The organism is Rudanella lutea DSM 19387, from assembly GCF_000383955.1.
GTDB classification, from domain to species: domain Bacteria; phylum Bacteroidota; class Bacteroidia; order Cytophagales; family Spirosomataceae; genus Rudanella; species Rudanella lutea.
This window is the reverse complement of sequence record NZ_KB913013.1, coordinates 5,751,844-5,771,780: the sequence shown is the minus strand read 5'-3', so window position 1 is coordinate 5,771,780 and position 19,937 is coordinate 5,751,844. Positions and strand designations below refer to the sequence as shown.

Below are 19,937 nucleotides of genomic sequence, written 5' to 3'. Positions count from 1 at the left end.
GGTTGCCGCCGTGCTCATACCAAGTGAACCCAACTATAATTTAGCGAATCTCCTCCTTGGTTTCTCCACAGGTCAGCATCTGATCGCCAAAATAGGGGTTGCGAATCGGTTTTTTGTCGCTGAGCCAGTAACTGCCCTTGTTGTTCAGGGCCATCGGGCAGTACTGCCGGTAGATGGGTTTGTCCGTTACGCCGAATGCCTTGACGCTACGGTATAGCGCGTCTTCAAACCCGGCGTAGGCAGTACGTTGTTTGTCGAGATCGTTTGCGCTACGCAGGGTTTTCAAAGCTCCATTCATGGCGTTCAGGTACGTCATCCAGTCCGTGTGGGCTTTTCCTTTCAGTAATAGCATATCCACGCCGGTGAGAGCTTTTTCAACGCCAGTGGCTGCGGCTTTGGCCCCAGACGGGTTAGACGCTACCAACGCTTCGGTCAGTTTCAGCGACGCTTCATACACACCCGTTAGCTGCTTCTTAAACGCATCCGGTGCACCATGCGATTGGGGCGTAGCCGATGCTTCCGCTCTCGGGGCCGGTGTCGGATTGGCTTCCGTGTTTGCGGTAGATTTAACCCCTTCGCTTAAATCAGCCGTGATGGGGTTAATGCCTTTCTTTAAAATCAGCTCGCTGTAGAGCAGGTACGCCCCGGACATGGCCACCGACTCGTCGCCCGTCAGCCCGCTCGTGATGGCAACCTGCTGGTCGGTTTCAGTGCCGGTTTGTACCCGGCGCGGCTGAAATGTACCGGGGCCCTTCTGCACGAACACCACGGCTCCCCCGCCCGCCCGCACGACGGCATCGACGGGTAGCATCAGCCCCCGCTGTACGCCGTGCCGGAGCAGTACCCGCGCCTGCTGACCGGGCTGGAACCGCCCACCGGGATTCGGAAGTACAGCCCGCATCACCAGCACCTGGCTTCCGGCCCGGTACTCGGGGTTGATAAACGCTACCCGCGCGGATAGCCGCTGCCCCTCGCTGCCCACCACGTCCACCGGCACCTGATCGCCAACCTTCACGTACCGGGCTTCACCGGCGTATAGTTCAGCTTCAACCCAAAGCTGGCTTAGGTTCACCAGCCGGTACAGCAAGGTTCCTTCGCCCACGTACTGGCCCTCACTGGCGGCAATTTCGGTAACGGTACCGCCTGCCGGGGCTACAAACGGGATGCGCGGCTGCACCGTTTTGGTGCGGGCCAACTGCACGATTTGTTCGGGAGTCATGCCGTAGAGCCGTAGCTTCTGTTCGGCAGCCCTTCGGAAGTCGTCGTAACGGGGTTCCTTCAACTCCTCCGCCTGCCGAAGGGCCAGTAGGTACTCCTGCTGTTGCGTCAGCAAAGGCTCGCTGTAGATTTCGTACAGAACCTGCCCTTTGCGGACTGCCTGACCGGTCTCCTTAACGTATAAGCGTTCGATGCGCCCGGCTACCCGGCTGCTGATGACGTCGGTGAGCTGCTCGTTGGCGGCTAAGCGGGCGTTCAGCACGGTGCTGTTGCCGATGCTACCCGACGCTACTGGCTGCACCACCACGTTGGCAAGCTGCATCTGGCTTTCGCTCAACATGATTTCGCTGGCTGCCTCACCGGTTTTTACCACCGGCACCAGGTCCATGCCACAGATAGGACACGTACCCGGTTTATCCTGCACAATTTGTGGGTGCATCGGGCAGGTATAGGTCGTTTGCCCACCCTCGCCTGTTTCGTGATTATGGCCGCTATGATCGTGGTCGCTCCTGGCTACGGCAGTTGAATCGGCCTGTTGGGTGGTCTCGCTCCCCCTTTGCCGACAAGCTGCCCCAAGCAGCATCAGCCCGGTTAACGCTCCGTATAGCCATCGGTTAAGTATGACGTTATTTCTCATTAGACACGTTGACAAAGCTTTCGCTATCAATTAAAAACTGTGCGTTGCGGGCCACCGTCTGCCCGGCATCAAGGCCGCTGGCAATGGCTACGTAGCCATCCGTCCGGGGGCCGGTTTCAACCCGCACGGGCCGGAACGTATTGGGCGTATCGCCCTGTATAAACACCACCTGCTGATTGCCGAGGTCGAGCACCGCCGTGGCCGGGAGCCACAACGCATCGATCCGTCGGCCCCGGATGGTAGCGCGGGCCAGTTGCCCCACGCGCAGGTTACTGCTACCGGGCAGGTACGCCCGAATGGTGACGAACGGGCTACCGCCTTCAATGAACGGTACCACGAAATTCACCCGTGCCTGTCGGGGCGGTTGCCCGGTCTGGTCAAACGAGACGGTCAGCGCATCGCCGGGTTTGATGCCGGCTGCATCGCGGGCGTAGAGCCGGAACTCGGCCCACAACCGACCAGGATTTACGACCCGAAACAGAGTTTGGCCGGTCTGTACGTATTGCCCCTCCCGAATGAGTAGTGAACCACCGATGGCCCCGCCCCCGGTTGGGGGAGCGGGCTGGCTGAACGTGATTTCGTCGGTGGCGGACGGGGTCATCCCGCCCCCTCCACCCCCCATGCCGCTACTGCCCATACCAGCCCCTCCGCCACCGCCCATACCTCCGGCAGCAGGCGTTGGTGCGGCAGGCGTAATCGTGTTTTCCTCCACGACGTACCCGTCGTAAGGGCTGTACACGGCCAGCGAATAGCTGGGCTTTCGGCTACGTTGCAGGTCGGCAAGCTGCGCGTCGGTTACGCCCAGCAGCCGGAGTTTTTGCTTCGCCGAGGCAATCAGGGCGGTATTACCCGCATCGGCGTCGAGCAGGTAAAGTAGTTCGCGCTGGGCCGTCACGATGTCGGGGCTGTAAAGTTCCAGCAGCTTCTGTCCCTTGCGGATTGGCTGATATTGGTAGCGCACGTACAGCTTCTCGATCCGTCCGCCGAAGCGGGCCGGAATGGAGTAGAGCCGACGCGTATCGTAGGTAACGAGGCCGTTGGCTTCGGCCTGCGTGGGCAGACTGCGCGCTTCGGGCTGCACGGTGGCCATGTTGGCGACCACAACCGAATTAGTCGGTTGCAGCAGGGCTTTGAGTTCTTCGCTCACCGTAAGGCTGTCCCCCCCCGTGCTGGCCTTTTTCACCAGATCCATGCCGCAGATGGGGCACGTACCCGGCTCCTTCTGTACGATTTGCGGGTGCATCGGGCAGGTGTACGTTTCCTCGGTAGAAGTGTGGCCGTGCCCTTCGTGGCCCGCAACGTTTGGATTGGCAGGGGCCTGGGATTCTTTATTTTCTGTCCCCCGGTTGCAGCCTATCAGCAGCGTAATGGCCAGCAACCCGCCGAGAGCTTTATTTCTCCAGTTCGCGTTCATATTGGACGATCATGCGGTAATACTCCTGTAAGCGCGTCAGGTAATCCATCTGGGTCATGTTGAGCGTCTCCCAGGCGTCGATCACCACGGGCAGGTCGGCCTTGTTCTGCTCGTAGGCAATGAGCTGGGTGTCGTAATTCTTCCGAAGCGTCGGAATGACCCGCCGTTCGTAGTTTTCTAACTGAGTACGCATGTTTTGAAGGTCGGTGAGCATCTGAGCTACCATGCCCTGCGTTTCGATGAGCATCCCCTCCCGTTCGTAGCGCATAGCCGCGATGTCCTGCTGCATCCCTTTGATTTCCGCCTTGTACATCCGCGAGGCCCACGGCACAATCGGAATCGAGATCATGCCCATCAGCGTAAACTGCGTGGGCATCATGCTCTTCACACCGGCGAAAGGCTGCATGTGGTCGAAGCGGACGCGGAAGTCAGGCCGGGCCTGCGCCCGCTGCGCTTCAATGCCCGCCTGCATACTCAGGATTTGCCGGTCCATGCGCAGAATGTCGCTGCGCCGACTGCCGATTTCTTCTGTCGTGGGCAGGCCGGTCGTGGGTGGGGCCGGGCGGTACGTGGTATCGATCTGCAACGGGTCGCCTGTGGGCCGGTTCATCAGCGTGTTCAGCCCAATGCGCCGACGGGCAATCTCGGCCTCGGTCATCGTAACCATATTGTCCAGCTCATACAGGCGGCCTTCGGCCTTGTAGATGTTGCCTAAGCTGCCCTGTTGATATGGATAGCGGATGTCGGCCAGCTTCTTCATTGTTTGCAGAATGCGCCGGTTCTCGGCCAGCACGCCCCGCCGTTTTTCCAGCACCAGCCAGTCGAAATAGAGTCCTTTGGCATCCTGCCGGAGTCGGTTGAGCGTGACGCCCCGCCCGGCTTCCTCCACGGCCGCTTTTGATTCCTGATACACCCGCGTAGCCCGCTGTTTGACCGGGTTGGGAATGTCTTGTTCGACCGATACCATGCCGTAACCCCGGTCGCGGTCGTCCATGACCATCTGCGCCGGGTAGGGAGCCATGAACGTACCTATGCCCACCATCGGAGCCATCCAGCTCCGCGCGCCCTCAGCGTAGGCGCGGGCCGCAGCCGCCCGGCTCCCGAACGGCTTCAGCAGGGGGTTGTTCTGATCAATCCGAATCAGTACCGTATCCAGCGACAGCACCGGAACCGGCCCGGTCGGCGCGGGCGATTGCCCCCAGGCCGCGCCCAGCAGGCCGACCGCCAGGAGCCCCCCGTTAATGAGACGCTTCCAGTACGTCGAGCTTACCGAATTTCTTGAGTTCATATTCTTTCGTCATCAGAAAAATCAGGGGCGTCACCAGCAGAATGTGTGTCGATGAAGTCAGTACACCCCCGATCATGGGTAAGACAATGGGCAGCATCACGTCGGAGCCAACGCCCGATGCCCACAGCACGGGTACCAGCCCGAAGAGAGCCACCGAGACGGTCATGATCTTAGGCCGGAGCCGTTTGGCCGCCCCGTGAATGACCGACTCGCGCAGTTCGTCGAGGGAGATGGTCTCGCGGGAATTGCCCCGCCGGGCCACCAGTTGCTTCATAGCATCGTTGAGGTAGATGACCATCACCACGCCCGTTTCCACGGCGATGCCGAAGAGCGCAATGAAGCCCACGGCCACCGCTACCGACAGATTCACGCCGTAGAAATAGACCATGTAGGCCCCGCCGATGAGCGCGAACGGAATGGTAATCAGGCTCAGAAAGGCTTCCCGCGCCGAACCGAAGGCCAGATAGAGCGAAAGGAAAATGACGACCAGCACGATGGGCGCAATCAGCAGCAGAGTCCGCTGCCCCCGGATGAGATTTTCGTACTGCCCGCTCCATTCCAGATAGTAGCCATTGGGCAGCTTGAGGTCGCGTCCTACCTTGTCGATGGCTTCCTGCACGGTACTGCCCAGATCGCGGTCCCGCACGTTGAACATCACCGCGCCCCGGAGCAGGGCGTTGTCGGAAGTAATCATGGGCGGGCCGTCTTCAAAGCGTACCGTCGCCACCGCCGAGAGGGGAATCGTACCGAACCCCGCCGTGGCAATGGGAATACGCCGGATGCGCTCGACCGAGTTGCGATAATCCTGTGCCAGCCGCACGTTGATCGAAAACCGCCTGCGCCCTTCGATGGTCTGGCCGATAGGTGAGCCGCCGATGGCTGATTCAACCACGCCGTTGACGTCGTCTACGGTCAGCCCATAACGACCCAGCGCGTCGCGGTTCACGTCCACGGTCAGGTACTTGCCGCCCGTAACCGGCTCCACATAAAGGTCTTTCACGCCCGGTACGCCTTCCAGTGCGGCCTTCACCTGCTCCGATACGGCGTAGATGCTGTCCAAGCTCTGCCCGTGTACCTTGATGCCCACGTCGGTACGAATGCCCGTGGCCAGCATGTTGATGCGGTTGATGATGGGCTGCGTCCAGCCGTTGACCACGCCCGGAATCTGCAACTTGGCGTCGAGTTCGTTGATGAGGTCTTTTTTGGTCAGCCCCGCCCGCCATTCCGACTTGGGTTTGAGCATGATGATGGTCTCGATCATGCTGATTGGTGAGTTGTCGGTGGCCGTCGAAGCCCGGCCCGCCTTGCCCAGCACCTTGTCCACTTCCGGCACCGACTTGATGAGCTTGTCCTGCACCTGCAAAATGCGCTTGGCTTCGGCGTTCGACACGTCGGGCAACGTAACGGGCATGAACAAAATACTTTGTTCGTCGAGGGGCGGCATGAACTCGGAGCCCAGACTCAACAGCATGGGTACGCTGACGGCCAGGGCCAGAATATTGATGCCGATGGTTGTCTTGCGCCAGCGCATTACCCAATGAATGAGTGGCTCGTAGATGCGTTCCAGAACGCGGGTTATGGGGTTGGCGTGGTCGTCTTTGAAGCGGCCCTTCATGAAAAAGGAGATCAGCACCGGGGCCAGCGTGACCACCAGCAAGGCATCCACCAGCAGGATGAACGTCTTGGTCCAGGCCAGGGGGTGAAACAGTTTGCCTTCCTGCCCCGTCAGCAGGAACACGGGCAGAAACGACGTAATGATGATGACCGTCGAGTAAAACACGCCCCGCGAGACCTGAAGACTCGACCGCTCGATGATCGCCAGCCGCTCTTCGTCGGGGATGTCGACGTAGTTTTTATGGCCAAAGCCAAAGAAGCGTTTTAGATTCTTCCACATGAGTTCGCTTTCAGTTTTGCCCTTCTCGCTGAAACGAGCAGAAGAGGAAGTTCTGGCTCGTCTGGAAAGGGGTGATATGGTTTTCAGTTAGGCACCGGAGTTTGCGGAAGCCCCGCGTTAGTTCATCGGTCAGCGCCTGTTCGCTGTAGCGACGCACAGGCAGACCGCTGCACTTTTCGGGGCCATTTTCCGAAAAGGTGCCGATGGTAACGTACCCACCCGGTACTACGCTCGCCCGGGCCGTCGCTACGTAGCGGTTAATTTGCCCACGAGTCGTCAGAAAATGAAAAGCCGCCCGGTCGTGCCAGAAATCGAAGGGTTGAACCGGTGTGTAGGCGGTAATGTCGCTTACAATCCATTCCACCCGGTCGGCCCGGTTGCCCAGCCGCTCTTTGGCCCGTATCAGAGCCGCTTCACTCATATCCAGGACGCTGATGTGCTCGTAGCCCTCATCCAGCAGGAAATCCACCAGGGTGCTGTCCCCGCCACCGATATCAATGATACGCGCCGATTTGGGCAGTTGAGCCTGTTGAATAAAAGCCAGCGACGTAGCGGGAATAGCCTGCGTCCAGCTTAGCTGGTCAGCCTGCTTTGTACGGTAAATGGCTTCCCAATGGTTCTTAGGTACGTTCGCTTCCATACTCTTCAACGGGTTTAGAGGTGACCGAGGAAACTTTCGATTCATGCTGTCCGGCGGTCAGTTCCGCCTGCCGCACGGCCAGGTTCTTATAGGCATTCTCGGCCATGATGATGCCGTTGTCGACGATGACACCAATAGCCAGCGCAATGCCCGTCAGGGACATGATATTGGACGAGATATCGAAGGCGTTGAGCAGAATGAAACTGGTGGCAATGGTGATCGGAATCTGAATGATGATGCTGATGGCCGACCGCCAGTGCAGCAGAAACAGGATTACGACCAACGACACGACAATCATTTCCTCGATGAGTGTATGAGTGATGGACGCGACCGACTCCTGAATCAACCCGCTGCGGTCATAAACGATGTTGAACTTTACCCCGTCGGGCAGTCCACGGGCGACCTCTTCCATCTTCTTTTTGACGTTGCCGATGACCTCGTCGGCGTTTTCACCGTAGCGCATCACCACGATGCCGCCCACAGCCTCGCCCTCGCCGTTGAGGTCGAAGATGCCCAGCCGGGTCTCGCCCGTCATCTGCACCGTCGCTACGTCGGCCACGCGCACGGGTACGCTGCTGACGGTCCTAAGCGGTATGTTCTGAATCTGCTCCACGGATTGCAGATACCCCGTCGTTTTGATAATGTAGCCGATGCCGCTCAACTCGAACTTGCGCCCCCCGGCTTCGTTGTTGTTGGCCCGGATCGCGCCAATGACCTGCGGCACCGACAAACCGTAGTAGGTTAGTTTATTGGGGTCGAGCGTGACCTGGTACTGTTTTTGAAAGCCGCCAAAGGACGCGATTTCGGCCACGCCGGGTACGTTCTGAAGGCCGAACTTGACGTACCAGTCCTGCACGGCCCGCTGCTCGCCGAGGTCCATGCCCGGTGCGTCAAGCGTGTACCAGAGAATATGTCCTACGCCCGTTCCGTCGGGGCCGAGCGTCGGCGAAACACCATCGGGCAGCAGCCGGGCCGCGTAGTTCAGGCGTTCCAATACCCGCTCTCTGGCCCAGTAAACCTCCGTGTCGTCGTTGAAGATGACGTAGACGAAGCTCATGCCAAACATCGACGTACCGCGCACGTACTTGACCTGCGGCAGGCCCTGTAGGTTCGTTACCAGCGGGTACGTAATCTGGTCTTCGATAAGCTGCGGGGAGCGGCCCATCCACTCGGTGAAGACGATCACCTGATTCTCCGAGAGGTCGGGAATCGCGTCGATTTTACTGGTTCTGACCGAGTAGGCTCCCCAGCCAAACAGACCGGCGGCAATGAGCAGCACCAGAAACCGGTTCCGAAGCGAAAATTTGATTAAGCCTTCTATCATCTGCCAGGTTGTTTTGGTGAAGGCGGCAACAAAAAAGCCGCCCGGTGTGGCGGCTTTCGGCAGAACGTAGTGTCCACTCAGGACAGTGGTTCGGCCTTGAAACCCGCCTGCTGAACGGCCTGTTGCACGGTTTCGGGCGTGGCCTCCTCCGTCGTTACCGTCAGCACTTTATCGGGGTTTTGCGTGTCCACCTGCCAGTTGCCGTCCCCAACCGTCTGGTTTAAAAAAGGCGTCACCGTTGCCACACAGCCCCCACACTTGATGTTGGTTTTGAGTTTAATTGTTTCCATGACTGTTTACAGGTTTGTCTGAATTACCCTGCAAAAGTCGCTACCGGGCCGGGTCGGTGCATTACACAATTCCGGCCCTCTGTTGCAATTTTTACTTCGTATAGCCCCGAAGCCGATTGTACTGGTTTACCTGTTCTACCGCCAATATTTGTTTGGCTTTCAGGTGTGCGTCGAGGTGGGTCAGCCGAAGCTGCCCCTGAAGCTGTGCCAGCTTCTCGACCGTCGTTTGTACCGCTTCCGGCGTAGCCTCATTGGCCGAAAACAGCCGGTTCAGGGCGGTTTCCTGCTCGACAATCTGTTTGCCGAGGACCACGGCCCGCTCGTGCATGACGTTGTAGGCCATTTGCATTTGGGCTTTTTGGGTGGCGGTTAGTGCCAATTCCTTTTCCAGTTCCAGTACGTGCATCGGTCCCGGATACCCGTTTAGTTCAGCCGCTTTGGCCAGGCCCATGCCCCGTCCGTTGAGGTAGCCGCTAATGTCTGCTTCCGACAGGGTTTTAATGGTCCGGCCCGCTTCGGCCTGATAGGGTGATGTGTGGGCATTGTGCTGGGCCACTACGTTGAAACCGGTTACGCTCAGCCAGATGGGAAGCGAAAGCCGAATGAATAAGGATACCATTTTATAATCGTTTAACGTGGTTGTCAATCATATAACAGTCAAATCCAGTCGATGGAATTGCGATCATTGGTATTCCGGCTGCGGTAGGCAGCCGGTGTCAATCCTGTGATTTGTTTGAACTGATTGGTCAGGTAAGCCACGCTACTATACCCTAACTGACGGGCAATGTCGCTAATTGATATTTCGTCGTAGCTGAGCAGTTCTTTGGCCCGCTCGACCCGCTGCATAATCCAAAACTTTTCAATGGTCAGATTCTCAGTTGTAGAAAACAAATGGCTCAAATGGGCGTAATCCATTCCTACGTTTTCAGACAGGTAATCTGAGAGCGTTGTCCGAAGCTCGGCTACCCGTCCGCCGTGAATCAGGTCGATGATCAGCGTCTTAACCTGATTTACCACCCGGGTTGTTTTATCAGTTAGCAACGCAAAGCCATGCTCCTGAAGCATAGGGCCGATAGTGGTCAGATCTATGGGCAGGCGAGCGTCGCCCCGGTCGTCAATCACGGCCCGGCCCAGTTCAATCTGGGATACGGTATAACCAAGTCTTTCCAACTCCCGGCGCACTACCCAGATGCAGCGGTCGCAGACCATATTTTTAATATAAATTTCCTGTTGAGCCATCGCTGATAGAAGTTCCCCGGAAGCAGTTCTGTCGGCTGCTTCCGGGGTGATTTAGGGTTAGATCTCTTCTTTCACCGACCCGCACTTCAGCATCTTATCGCCGTAATAGGGGTTACGTACCTCACGCTTGTCGCTGAGCCATGACGCGCCCTTGCCCTCAGCGGCCATCGGGCAGAACTGCACGAACGTTTTGGCGGGTTTAGTCGCTTTGGCCAGCGCAATCATGCTGGTCGATAAGCCTTCAAACGCTGCACGCTGCGTATCAACGTCGTCGGTCTTGCTGATGGCAGCGGCTTTGCTTTTGGCGGTAGCCAGTGCCTTTTTCTCGCTGGCAGCGAGTTTGGCGGCATCGACTTTACCCAGTGCGGCTACTAAGGTACTGGCCCCGGTTTTGGCTTTGGCCCCGTTAGTTGCCACCAGCGCATCTTTGACGCCGTAGTAGGCCGTCAGGGCCGGGGTAGTGTTCTGGGCCGCAGCGGTCAGCGAAACGGTCAGCGCAGTCATGGCTGCAAGCAGGAAACGAGCGGTTTTCATGGAAATATGACTTGTTGGTTTTAGTGAAAAATTGACAAATTCAGAAGCGCAGATTAGCTCACGCTGTAGTTGAGCATCATGCCGTCGTCTTCGTGTTCGAGGTTATGGCAGTGGAAAACAAACAGGCCGGGCGTGTTGAACTGCGTCAGAATCCGCACCCGCTCGCCGGGCATGACCAGGACCGTATCTTTCAGGCCCTTCTCGGTGGCGGTGAGGGCATTACGGCCTCCAGTGCGGCTCAGCACCTGAAAGAATGTACCGTGCAGGTGCATGGGGTGCGGCTCGTCGCCCGCGCTATTGTCGAACTCCCAGATTTCGGTGGCACCCAACTTTACCTGCTCATCCACCCGGTTCATGCTGTACACCTTTCCGTTGATGGTGTGCATCCCCTTCATGGCCCCCATGTTCATGCCGCTCATGGCTACCCCAATATTGAACGTGCGTGTTTGTGTAGCGGCACCGGCTGATAGCGTGGGAGCAGTACCCAGCGAAGCAGGCAGTCGAAACGGCTCGGCTTCTGTGCGGTTAACGACAAACCGAAGGATGTTGAAGCCCTGACGGCCCTGCGCGGAGGCACCACCGAATGGATTGCTCCGCAGAAAGACCTCCGTGCCGACCGTTGCTTTGGAGAAATCGACCAGCAGGTCGGCCCGCTCACCGGGAGCCAACAGCAGGGAGGTCACCGATTCGGGAGCCGCCAGCAGCCCCCCGTCGGTCCCGATAAGCCAGAATGGGCTATCGTTGCTCAGAGCCAGGTTGTACAGACGACCATTGGAGCCGTTGACGATTCGTAATCGGTAAAACCGGGTAGCGACGTTATGGAGGGCACCGGCCACGCCATTGACCGTCACGGTTTCCCCCATATACCCCATCATCACGTCGTTCATGGTGGGGGCGTAGGTGGGCGTACCGGTCGCATCTAAGCGTTTGTCCTGAATGACCAGCGGCAGTTCGTAGGCCCCTGAGGGTAGGCCAAGGGCTTTCTCGGCGGGTGTTTCGACGATAAACAAGCCCGCCAGCCCCTGATGCACCTGTTTGGCGGTTTTCTCGTGGGGGTGTGGGTGATACCACGCCATCGTAGCGGCCTGATTGAGCCGAAACGAATAGGTGAACGATTGTCCGGCGGCTACCATCTGCGTAGGATGACCATCCATTGCGGCCGGCACCAGCAGGCCATGCCAGTGGATGTTGGTTTTCTCGGTCAGATTATTCTGAAAGCGCAGACTGACGTCGGTACCGCTGCTTACCCGAATGGTAGGTCCCAGCACCCCTTCGCGGTAGCCCAGTACCCGACCAGCTTTTCCCTTAAGCATTGATTCGGTGGCGGCACGGGCCGACAGCGTGGTGGTGCCGTTTACGGTTTCGGGAAAGCGCAGGGGCGTGTCGAACGGTAGCTCGTTGATTGTTGGAGCCGTTTCGGCGGCATCCATGCCACTCATGTCGTGCGTGTTGCAGCCCGTCAGCAGGGCCTGACCACTCAACGTAGCGACCGTACCCAGCCCGAGGGTTCGGAGAAAGTGTTGCCGATTCATCAGAATAAAAAAGTTAGTGCTTGTGGGTGTGGCCGCTCTGAAAGCAGTGCAGTGCACAGGCCGTTCCCTTCAAGTTGTCGTGAACATTGCCAATCTTCTCCCCTTTAGCGTTGATAATGTCGCAGGTAGGCCCGTCCACATCGTTGACGGTAAACAAGAGTTGCCCCGTGGCATCGTAGTAGGTCTTACCATCTTTCCCCATACGCCCCATTTTTTTGCCAGTCCTGGCATCGACCAGATTGCCCTGACCGTCCACAAAGGCGAGCTTCTGCCCGTTGGCGTCTTTGATAATCTGATCTTTAGTGACCATACCGATGGTTTTACCACCGGCATCCCGGACTAACCCCTTGGCATCGATGGTCATGGGTTGCTTGTAGTTCGACTGCGCCACCAGCAGCATAGGCGTCAGCACCAGCAGGAAGAGTAGTGTCGTTCGCACGATGTTATTCTTGTGCATGAGATGGGTTGTTTTAAAGGGTTTAAAGTTTCTTTTCCCATTCGGCAATGAGCCGGTTGTTGAGCGTGACGTAGTCGTTGAACTTCTCTTTTCGGGCCGCTTCTGCCGACAGGCGAGCCGCATTGATAGCTTGTTTGTAGTCGCCAGCACGGGCCAGCAGCTTGGCCTGAAGGTGGAGGTAATTGAACGCGGGGTTCAAGGCCACAGCACGAGAAGCCCAGGCCAATGCCTGCTTCGTATCCTTTTCCTGATCGAAGTAATAAAGAGCCGCCTGGTAATACAGACCGGGCTTATCCTCCTTTTTGACATTGATACGGTTTAAAATTTCAGCCGTAATCCGGTCGTCTGCATTGCTGACTAAGGGGAAGCGTACCGACGTATTGGCCCAGAGTAGATACAGGTTGGCCTGGTTGCGGACGATGTCGCCTACCTCAATGGTGAACGACTCATAGAAGCGCTGCGAGGAGTCGGCTTTAACCACAAACCGCATGACATCATTTTTGGGGTCGTAGCCATCCAGCCCGTGCCCGCCTACATGGCTGTTAAGCACAACCGTCCACTCCATTCGGCCGGGAATGGTAAACAGGGAGTAGCTCCCGGCTGGCAGGGGTTTGCCCGCCAGCGTGACCGGGTCGGTCAGCGTCAGGATAGTCGCGTCGGATGCTCCCGTGCGCCACAGTTCACCATAAGGTACCAGTCCGCCGAAGATCACGCGCCCCCTCGCAGCGGGGCGGGAATAAGCAATGGTCAGGTCGGTAAAGCCGATTCGCTGCTTCACCGTAGCTGGAGGGCTGGGTTCCGGAAGATTCAGTTGCGCCTGAACAAACCGTGGGGAGATTAGCAGGGCCAGCAGGCAAAAGCCTACAAGAAGGGGTGTACGCATAAGAGTACAGTGCGCCTGAATGACCGCAGGCACTCGGTGTTAACAGGAGTTGATCGGGGAAGCAGGAGAACAGGGCTGGGACAAACTTGCCCACTATTGGCCCGAAAGCTGAAAGGATGTGCTGAACCAGAAATGGGCATACAGCAACACCAACGGCTCATCCTCGACCGTTACAAAGAGGGGTCAAGGATAAGTCGATTAGGAAAAAGGAGGCCTAAATCAGCCAGGTACAAAGGGAAATCTGCCGGAAACGCCCCGTTCGATGAAGCGGGGTTTCGGCCGCCGGCAGCGGAGGTTCAGCGTTGGGAACCACCAGGAGTGCTGCCAGCAGGAAATGAAAAGCAGAATTAGGTATAAATTCTGCTGTTACCGGAGCCGGGAGAGGGTGGTAATCGGCCACGAAGCTGCTTACATCGAGGTGTTCATAACTCAATGTCGTCTTGCAGCAGGCCTGCTTCTTCACGACCGGGCCACTGGGTGTCGTAGTCGACCCGTCTTCTGACTGACAGGGTTTAGGACACACCTTGGCAACTGTCAGCAGCGACTTCGAATGACCGCGCATCTGGCACCAGTGCTCCACCATACCAAAGCCCGTGCTGGTAAGCAGGACCAACAGGGCCAGCCAGCAACAGACGATACGGGTATAGAGGGGTGCTCTCATCAGGATACACGATTACGGGAACAAAGGTAGTGGCTTTCGTGAATAGATACTTTACAGGATTATTCGGGTGTATTACAAAATTTATGGAATAAGGTCAAATCCTGATTCTATGGCCTCGTCCTTTTAACCTATTGCAGACTACTCAGTTAAATCGAAAACCAACTTTTCTCAACGAATGGCAACGACCTTAGCACCTCAACAGTATCAGGCTTGTATTGAAGCCTGTCAGGACTGCGCGGTTTCCTGTGATGCCTGCGCCAACGCCTGCCTCCACGAGCAGGACGTACAGATGATGGCCCGCTGCATCGAACTGGACCGCGACTGTGCCAAACTATGTTACACAGCAGTTTCGTTTATGGCTTCGGGCAGTGGGTTTGCCCAGCAGGTCTGTGAACTGTGCGCCCAAATCTGCGAAGCCTGCGCCGAGGAGTGTGAAAAACACGCCGACCACATGGACCACTGCCGGCAGTGCGCCGAAGCGTGTCGGCGGTGCGCCGAGGCCTGCCGAGCTATGATGGGAATGTCGGCTTGACACGCAGGTATGAGTAAGGACTATAGAAGCCGTACCCCTGAAAAGTGTGCGGCTTCTATAATTCAGCTTTCTTTTTGACTCCCTGTTGCACAAGTTGTTTACGTACCTTTGCCGCCGTGAAGTGGCTCACTACCCTACTGGCCCTTTATCTGCTGGCCCTTTCGCTGTGGCCCTGTGCAGATGAACCCCTGCTTACCAGCGAGCAGGCCGGGTCGGCTGTGGTGTCGGCATTGGCTCACGACTCGGAGCGGTCTCAGCACCACGAACACGATACGTGCACGCCGTTCTGTACCTGCGCCTGCTGCGCCACGACGATTACCGTAGTCCCCCGCTTCCAGTACACCCCTTCCACCCCGGTCGAGACGCTATTGACCTTTGTCGCTGCATTTAGCGACGCGCCGGAACATCCCCTCGACCCAATTACGGCCATCTGGCAACCCCCCAAACACCGGGTCTGAACACCCTTCGCCGTTTGCGATGGACTGCTTTACTATGCCCTAACCAGCGTAGTTAGGCGGTCTGTGCGCGTTCGGCAGCTTCCTATTGTCCATTTGTTCAGACACGATCATGCTGGATCGACTCATCTATTTTTCCATTCAAAATAAGCTTATCATCGGGCTGTTCACCCTCGCGCTCGTCGTGTGGGGTGGCTATTCGCTGACCCGACTGCCCATCGATGCCCTGCCCGACATCACCAACAATCAGGTGCAGGTCATCACCCAAAGCCCGGCCCTGTCGGCCCCCGACGTAGAGCGGCTCATTAGCTTTCCCATCGAGCAGACAATGGCCACCCTGCCCGATCTGGTCGAGGTACGTTCCATTTCCCGCTTCGGTTTATCTGTCGTCACCATCGTTTTTACCGATGCGGTTGACGTACTAACAGCCCGCCAGCAGGTCTTTGAACGACTGCAACAGGCCCGCGCCCAGATACCAGCCGGTGCGGGCAACCCCGAACTGGCTCCCGTCACGACGGGGCTTGGCGAAATCTACCAGTACGTGATTCGGGCGAAACCCGGCTACGAAAAACGCTATAACGGTATGGAACTGCGCTCGATTCAGGACTGGATCGTTCGGCGGCAACTGTTGGGCACCAAGGGCGTGGCTGACGTAAGTAGTTTCGGGGGCCTGTTGAAACAGTACGAGGTGGCCGTCGATCCGCAGCGGCTCCGGGCGACCGGCGTAACGATGGACGAATTGTTCACCGCCCTCGAACGCAACAACCAGAACGCGGGCGGGGCTTACATCGACCGTCGGCCCAACGCCTACTTTATCCGCTCCGAAGGGCTAATCGGCACGTTAGGAGACATCGGCAAGATCGTCGTGCGCCGAACCGATGAGGGCGTACCCGTGCTGGTACGCGACGTGGCGCAAGTGCAGTTCGGCTCGGCGATTCGCTACGGAGCCATGACCCGAAACGACGAAGGCGAGGTCGTGGGGGCCATCGTGATGATGCTCAAGGGGGCCAATTCGTCCGAAGTGATCGGCAACGTCAAGGCCCGCATCGAGCAGATCAAAAAATCGCTGCCCGAAGGGGTTGAGATTCACGCCTTTTTAGACCGCACCAAACTCGTCAACCGCGCCATCGGTACCGTCGAGCGCAACCTCATCGAAGGTGCCCTGATCGTGGTGTTCGTGCTGGTGCTGATGCTGGGTAACTGGCGGGCGGGTTTGGTCGTCGCGTCGGTCATCCCTTTGTCGATGCTTTTTGCCGTCTCGATGATGAACCTCTTCGGCGTGTCGGGCAACCTGATGAGCTTAGGTGCCATCGACTTTGGGCTGATCGTGGACGGGGCCGTCATTATCGTCGAGGCCACCCTGCACCACATCGCCCTGAAGAACTATAGGCATAACCTGACCCAGGCCGAAATGGACGAAGAAGTGTATGAATCGGCCAGCCGCATCCGCTCGTCGGCAGCGTTCGGTGAAATCATCATCCTGATCGTCTATCTGCCCATTCTGGCCCTGGTCGGCATCGAGGGCAAGATGTTTCGCCCGATGGCCCAGACCGTCGCCTTTGCCATTGCCGGGGCCTTCATCCTTTCCCTGACCTACGTACCGATGGTGTCGGCCCTGTTGCTCAGCAAGAAACCTGTGCGTGAAGGAACCCGCACTATCTCCGACCGGATCATGGCCTTCTTCCACCGGCTCTACGACCCGGCTATCCGCTGGACATTAAACCACAAGGGTATCGTCGTCGGGCTGTCGGTCGCCCTGTTCGCCGTTTCGCTATTCGTCTTTAGCCGGTTAGGGGGCGAGTTCATTCCGCAATTGGACGAGGGCGATTTTGCGGTGGAAACCCGCGTGATGACCGGCTCCTCGCTGGCCCAATCGTCGGATGCCGCGTTACAGGCCGGACGGGTGCTCAAACAAAACTTCCCGGAAGTCATTGAGGTGGTCGGCAAAACCGGCGCGGGTGAGATTCCCACCGACCCCATGCCCATCGAAGCCACTGATCTGATGGTGATTCTGAAAGACCGCAGGGAATGGACTTCGGCCAACAGCCGGGAGGAATTGGCCGAAAAGATGCAGGCCAAATTAGAGCAGATACCGGGGGTGAGTTTCGGCTTTCTCCAACCCATTCAGATGCGCTTCAGCGAGTTGATGACGGGCGTCAAGCAGGACGTAGCCGTGAAGCTCTACGGCGAGGATTTGGGGATTCTGGCCGACTATGCCGCCCGCATTGGCCGGGTGGTCAGCACGGTGCCAGGGGCCAAAGACCTCTACGTCGAGCAGGTATCGGGGTTGTCGCAGATTGTGGTCAGGTTCGACCGGGATGCCCTGGCTCGCTTCGGGATGAGCATTGAGGAGGCCAATCGAAGTTTGCAGGCCGCCTTCGCGGGGGCCTCGGCGGGGCTGGTGTACGAAGGCGAACGACGCTATGACCTGGTGGTGCGGTTGCAGCAACAAAGCCGCCAACGACTTGAAGATGTGCAGAACCTATTGGTGACGACGGTTAATAATCAGGCAGTGCCGTTAGGTCAGATCGCCGACGTATCGTTTCAGAACAGCGTCAACCAGATTCAGCGCGAGAATGCCCAACGGCGCATTACGGTAGCCTTCAACGTGCGCGAACGTGACGTAGAAAGTGTCGTGCGCGAGTTGCAGCAGAAGTTGGACAGCCAGGTAAAGCTGCCCCCCGGCTACTACGTGACCTACGGCGGCCAGTTTCAGAACCTTCAGGAAGCCAAAGACCGCCTGAGCATCGCCGTACCCGTCGCCCTGGGACTGATTTTCCTCCTGCTGTTCTTCACCTTCGGCTCGGTACGGCAAAGCCTGCTGATCTTCTCGGCCATTCCGCTGTCGGCCATCGGGGGCGTAGTTGCCCTCTGGCTCCGGGATATGCCCTTTAGTATTTCGGCGGGCGTGGGCTTCATTGCTCTGTTTGGCGTAGCGGTGCTCAACGGCATCGTGCTGATCGGGGAGTTCAATCACCTCAAAGCAGGGGGCCTGGCTGATTTACGGACGATTATTCTGCAAGGCACGGCTACCCGGCTGCGGCCCGTGATGATGACCGCGCTGGTGGCTTCGCTCGGGTTTCTGCCGATGGCCTTGGCCCAGACCGCCGGGGCCGAAGTGCAACGCCCGCTGGCTACGGTCGTCATCGGTGGGCTGGTATCGGCTACGTTGCTGACCCTGCTGGTCCTGCCCTGCCTCTACTGGTGGGAGCAAACCCGCTGGGGCGCGAAGAAATCGGGCAACGTACCCCGCCCTGCGCCCGCGACGAGCTGGCTGCTGGTAGGTACGTTGCTGGGTGGACTTGGCCTGTCGGCCCAGGCGCAAACGCCCCCGACGGGCAACACGGGCAACCCAACGACCGGCCCGCTGACGCTCGAAGCGGCTTTGAACCAGGCAATTGCCAATAATGGGTCAAGCCGGGTGAGCAGCCTGAACATCGCTATCCAGCAAACCGCCCGGCGCACGGCCCGCGACATTGGCCGGACCGACGTATCGCTGGTGAGCGGGCAGTACAATTCGCTTAATTGGGATAACAACCTTACCATCTCCCAAAGTATTCCCAACGGCAAGCTGATCCGGGGGCTGGAACGACTGGCCGATGCAACCATCCGGGGGGGTGAATTACAACGCCAGTTGACCCAAACCGAGCTAAGGGCGCGGGTAAAAGGCACGTACCTGGAACTAACGTACCTCATTGAACGGCTCAACCTATTGGCCCGGCAGGATAGTCTGCTCGTCGCCTTTCGCCGGGCCACTGAAGTGCGGCAGCGCACCGGCGAGGGGACGGCACTCGAAGTAGCCACCGCCGACAACCTCATCGGCGAACTACGCAACCAACTGGCCCTGACCGAAGCCGACCGGCAAATTGCCCTGACAAGTCTGCAAACGCTGCTTAATACGACGAGTCCGTTAACGCTCCCGACCAGCCCGCTGGCACGTCGCCCACTACCGTTGCTGACCGATTCGGCCCTGGCCCAGAACCCGACCCTGGCTTTGCTGCGGCAGCAGGTGTTCATTGCCGGGGGGCAAATCGCCGTCGAGCAGGCCCGTTTACGGCCCGATTATTCGGTGGGCTACTTCAATCAGTCACTGATCGGTATGCAGAACATCGACGGGCAGGACCGGTATTTTGGCGCGGGAAGGCGGTTTCATGGGGTGCAGGTGGGCGTGGCGATTCCGCTGTTTCAGAAAGCTCAGCGCGCCCGCATCGAATCGGCCCGGCTGGGGCAGCAACTCGCCGAAGCCGCACTCGACTTTAACCAGCGGAATCTGCAAGGCAATTTGGCCGCCGTTGTGCAGGAGGTACGCAAGCAGCAGGCGAGCCTGACCTATTATGAGCAGACCGGCCTGCCCGTTGCCCGCCGACTGGCCGAGGGAGCCGAAAAGGCGTTCCGGGCCGGTGAAGCCGGTTATTTAGACTACAGCCAGGCCCTGACCCGCGCCTACCAGACGCAGTCGGGCTATTTAGATACGATCAATCAATACAATCAGGCGGTCGTCCAACTGGAGCAACTTCTGGGCCTGCCATAACCCCACTGAATCCATGATTTTCAGACGAAGTGTATCATTTATCGCCCTATTGTTCAGCTTACTGGCTGTACCGATGGCCTGCCAGCAGCGCACCGGCGACGCGGCAAAACCAACCGGGGAAGCCGAGCATCCCCACGAAGAAGGCCCGACGGATGTGGTCGAACTGACCGACGATCAGCGACGTATTGCCGCCATAGCAGTAGGCAGCGTCGAATACCGCAACCTCGGCCAGACGCTACAGGTCAATGGCCGATTGGCCGTGCCGGCTCAGAGCCAGGTGAACATCACGGCCCTGCAAGGCGGGTTTGTACGGGCCATCCCCCTGCTACCCGGCCAGCCCGTGCGGAAGGGGCAGGTCCTGGCCCGCATTGAAAACCCCGACCTGATCGGGGTGCAGCAGGAATACGC

17 protein-coding genes and 1 pseudogene are annotated in these 19,937 nt (G+C 58.2%); 4 read left to right on the top strand and 14 right to left on the bottom strand.

All coding sequences use genetic code 11. The annotated features are described in order from the left end of the window. Positions 1-40: 40 nt before the first annotated feature. From RUDLU_RS0123690 to RUDLU_RS0123625, 14 genes are all read right to left on the bottom strand, one after another. A complete protein-coding gene (locus tag RUDLU_RS0123690; protein WP_083940631.1) occupies positions 41-1,855 on the bottom strand; it encodes a DUF3347 domain-containing protein in 1,815 nt (604 codons plus the stop codon). After that, entirely contained in the window at positions 1,845-3,269 is a 1,425-nt protein-coding gene (locus RUDLU_RS0123685) for a heavy metal-binding domain-containing protein (RefSeq protein WP_027303339.1), read from the bottom strand. Before RUDLU_RS0123685 ends, RUDLU_RS0123690 begins: the two co-directional genes overlap by 11 nt. Beyond that, positions 3,247-4,557, bottom strand: coding sequence for a TolC family protein (locus RUDLU_RS0123680; protein ID WP_019990928.1), 1,311 nt, complete (start codon positions 4,555-4,557; stop codon positions 3,247-3,249). The genes RUDLU_RS0123685 and RUDLU_RS0123680 overlap by 23 nt, the downstream gene beginning before the upstream one ends. After that, a complete protein-coding gene (locus RUDLU_RS0123675; RefSeq protein WP_019990927.1) occupies positions 4,508-6,451 on the bottom strand; it encodes an efflux RND transporter permease subunit in 1,944 nt (647 codons plus the stop codon). Before RUDLU_RS0123675 ends, RUDLU_RS0123680 begins: the two co-directional genes overlap by 50 nt. Positions 6,452-6,461: 10 nt before the next feature. Continuing rightward, positions 6,462-7,091, bottom strand: a complete 630-nt coding sequence (locus RUDLU_RS0123670; RefSeq protein ID WP_019990926.1) for a class I SAM-dependent methyltransferase — start codon at positions 7,089-7,091, stop codon at positions 6,462-6,464. Continuing rightward, the gene (locus RUDLU_RS0123665) at positions 7,072-8,415 is read right to left on the bottom strand and encodes an efflux RND transporter permease subunit (protein WP_019990925.1); all 1,344 of its coding nucleotides are present in this window, start codon (positions 8,413-8,415) and stop codon (positions 7,072-7,074) included. Before RUDLU_RS0123665 ends, RUDLU_RS0123670 begins: the two co-directional genes overlap by 20 nt. A gap of 77 nt (positions 8,416-8,492) precedes the next feature. Next, on the bottom strand, positions 8,493-8,705 hold the full coding sequence (locus tag RUDLU_RS0123660) for a heavy-metal-associated domain-containing protein (RefSeq protein ID WP_019990924.1): 213 nt from the start codon (positions 8,703-8,705) through the stop codon (positions 8,493-8,495). A gap of 91 nt (positions 8,706-8,796) precedes the next feature. After that, the gene (locus RUDLU_RS0123655; RefSeq protein WP_019990923.1) at positions 8,797-9,324 is read right to left on the bottom strand and encodes a Spy/CpxP family protein refolding chaperone; all 528 of its coding nucleotides are present in this window, start codon (positions 9,322-9,324) and stop codon (positions 8,797-8,799) included. A gap of 38 nt (positions 9,325-9,362) precedes the next feature. After that, positions 9,363-9,944 (bottom strand): helix-turn-helix domain-containing protein, encoded by a 582-nt coding sequence (locus RUDLU_RS0123650; protein ID WP_019990922.1) that lies wholly within the window; start codon positions 9,942-9,944, stop codon positions 9,363-9,365. Between the two features lie 57 nt (positions 9,945-10,001). Further along, a complete protein-coding gene (locus RUDLU_RS0123645) occupies positions 10,002-10,478 on the bottom strand; it encodes a DUF3347 domain-containing protein (protein WP_019990921.1) in 477 nt (158 codons plus the stop codon). 53 nt (positions 10,479-10,531) lie between these two features. After that, a complete protein-coding gene (locus RUDLU_RS0123640) occupies positions 10,532-12,010 on the bottom strand; it encodes a multicopper oxidase family protein (protein WP_019990920.1) in 1,479 nt (492 codons plus the stop codon). Between the two features lie 13 nt (positions 12,011-12,023). Then, positions 12,024-12,467, bottom strand: a complete 444-nt coding sequence (locus RUDLU_RS0123635) for an LURP-one-related/scramblase family protein (protein WP_019990919.1) — start codon at positions 12,465-12,467, stop codon at positions 12,024-12,026. Positions 12,468-12,489: 22 nt separating this feature from the next. Further along, positions 12,490-13,350 (bottom strand): DUF2911 domain-containing protein, encoded by an 861-nt coding sequence (locus tag RUDLU_RS0123630; protein ID WP_019990918.1) that lies wholly within the window; start codon positions 13,348-13,350, stop codon positions 12,490-12,492. A gap of 214 nt (positions 13,351-13,564) precedes the next feature. Beyond that, positions 13,565-14,011: an HYC_CC_PP family protein gene (locus RUDLU_RS0123625; RefSeq protein ID WP_019990917.1), complete on the bottom strand. Its 447-nt coding sequence runs from the start codon at positions 14,009-14,011 to the stop codon at positions 13,565-13,567. Between the two features lie 175 nt (positions 14,012-14,186). Here RUDLU_RS0123625 and RUDLU_RS0123620 point away from each other — a divergent pair, with 175 nt between their 5' ends. The 4 genes and pseudogenes from RUDLU_RS0123620 to RUDLU_RS28050 all read left to right on the top strand — a co-directional run. Continuing rightward, on the top strand, positions 14,187-14,543 hold the full coding sequence (locus RUDLU_RS0123620) for a four-helix bundle copper-binding protein (protein ID WP_019990916.1): 357 nt from the start codon (positions 14,187-14,189) through the stop codon (positions 14,541-14,543). A 116-nt stretch (positions 14,544-14,659) separates the two neighbouring features. Next, positions 14,660-15,001, top strand: a complete 342-nt coding sequence (locus RUDLU_RS0123615) for a DUF6660 family protein (RefSeq protein ID WP_019990915.1) — start codon at positions 14,660-14,662, stop codon at positions 14,999-15,001. Between the two features lie 109 nt (positions 15,002-15,110). After that, positions 15,111-19,529, top strand: coding sequence for a CusA/CzcA family heavy metal efflux RND transporter (locus tag RUDLU_RS0123610; protein WP_019990914.1), 4,419 nt, complete (start codon positions 15,111-15,113; stop codon positions 19,527-19,529). Positions 19,530-19,542: 13 nt separating this feature from the next. After that, a pseudogene (locus RUDLU_RS28050) lies at positions 19,543-19,937 on the top strand (efflux RND transporter periplasmic adaptor subunit); the annotation flags it as partial.

Coding starts and splice junctions, on each gene's coding strand:
- RUDLU_RS0123690 (WP_083940631.1), bottom strand. CDS start 1,855: ATGAGAAATAACGTCATACTTAACCGATGGCTATACGGAGCGTTAACC.
- RUDLU_RS0123685 (WP_027303339.1), bottom strand. CDS start 3,269: ATGAACGCGAACTGGAGAAATAAAGCTCTCGGCGGGTTGCTGGCCATT.
- RUDLU_RS0123680 (WP_019990928.1), bottom strand. CDS start 4,557: ATGAACTCAAGAAATTCGGTAAGCTCGACGTACTGGAAGCGTCTCATT.
- RUDLU_RS0123675 (WP_019990927.1), bottom strand. CDS start 6,451: ATGTGGAAGAATCTAAAACGCTTCTTTGGCTTTGGCCATAAAAACTAC.
- RUDLU_RS0123670 (WP_019990926.1), bottom strand. CDS start 7,091: ATGGAAGCGAACGTACCTAAGAACCATTGGGAAGCCATTTACCGTACA.
- RUDLU_RS0123665 (WP_019990925.1), bottom strand. CDS start 8,415: ATGATAGAAGGCTTAATCAAATTTTCGCTTCGGAACCGGTTTCTGGTG.
- RUDLU_RS0123660 (WP_019990924.1), bottom strand. CDS start 8,705: ATGGAAACAATTAAACTCAAAACCAACATCAAGTGTGGGGGCTGTGTG.
- RUDLU_RS0123655 (WP_019990923.1), bottom strand. CDS start 9,324: ATGGTATCCTTATTCATTCGGCTTTCGCTTCCCATCTGGCTGAGCGTA.
- RUDLU_RS0123650 (WP_019990922.1), bottom strand. CDS start 9,944: ATGGCTCAACAGGAAATTTATATTAAAAATATGGTCTGCGACCGCTGC.
- RUDLU_RS0123645 (WP_019990921.1), bottom strand. CDS start 10,478: ATGAAAACCGCTCGTTTCCTGCTTGCAGCCATGACTGCGCTGACCGTT.
- RUDLU_RS0123640 (WP_019990920.1), bottom strand. CDS start 12,010: ATGAATCGGCAACACTTTCTCCGAACCCTCGGGCTGGGTACGGTCGCT.
- RUDLU_RS0123635 (WP_019990919.1), bottom strand. CDS start 12,467: ATGCACAAGAATAACATCGTGCGAACGACACTACTCTTCCTGCTGGTG.
- RUDLU_RS0123630 (WP_019990918.1), bottom strand. CDS start 13,350: ATGCGTACACCCCTTCTTGTAGGCTTTTGCCTGCTGGCCCTGCTAATC.
- RUDLU_RS0123625 (WP_019990917.1), bottom strand. CDS start 14,011: ATGAGAGCACCCCTCTATACCCGTATCGTCTGTTGCTGGCTGGCCCTG.
- RUDLU_RS0123620 (WP_019990916.1), top strand. CDS start 14,187: ATGGCAACGACCTTAGCACCTCAACAGTATCAGGCTTGTATTGAAGCC.
- RUDLU_RS0123610 (WP_019990914.1), top strand. CDS start 15,111: ATGCTGGATCGACTCATCTATTTTTCCATTCAAAATAAGCTTATCATC.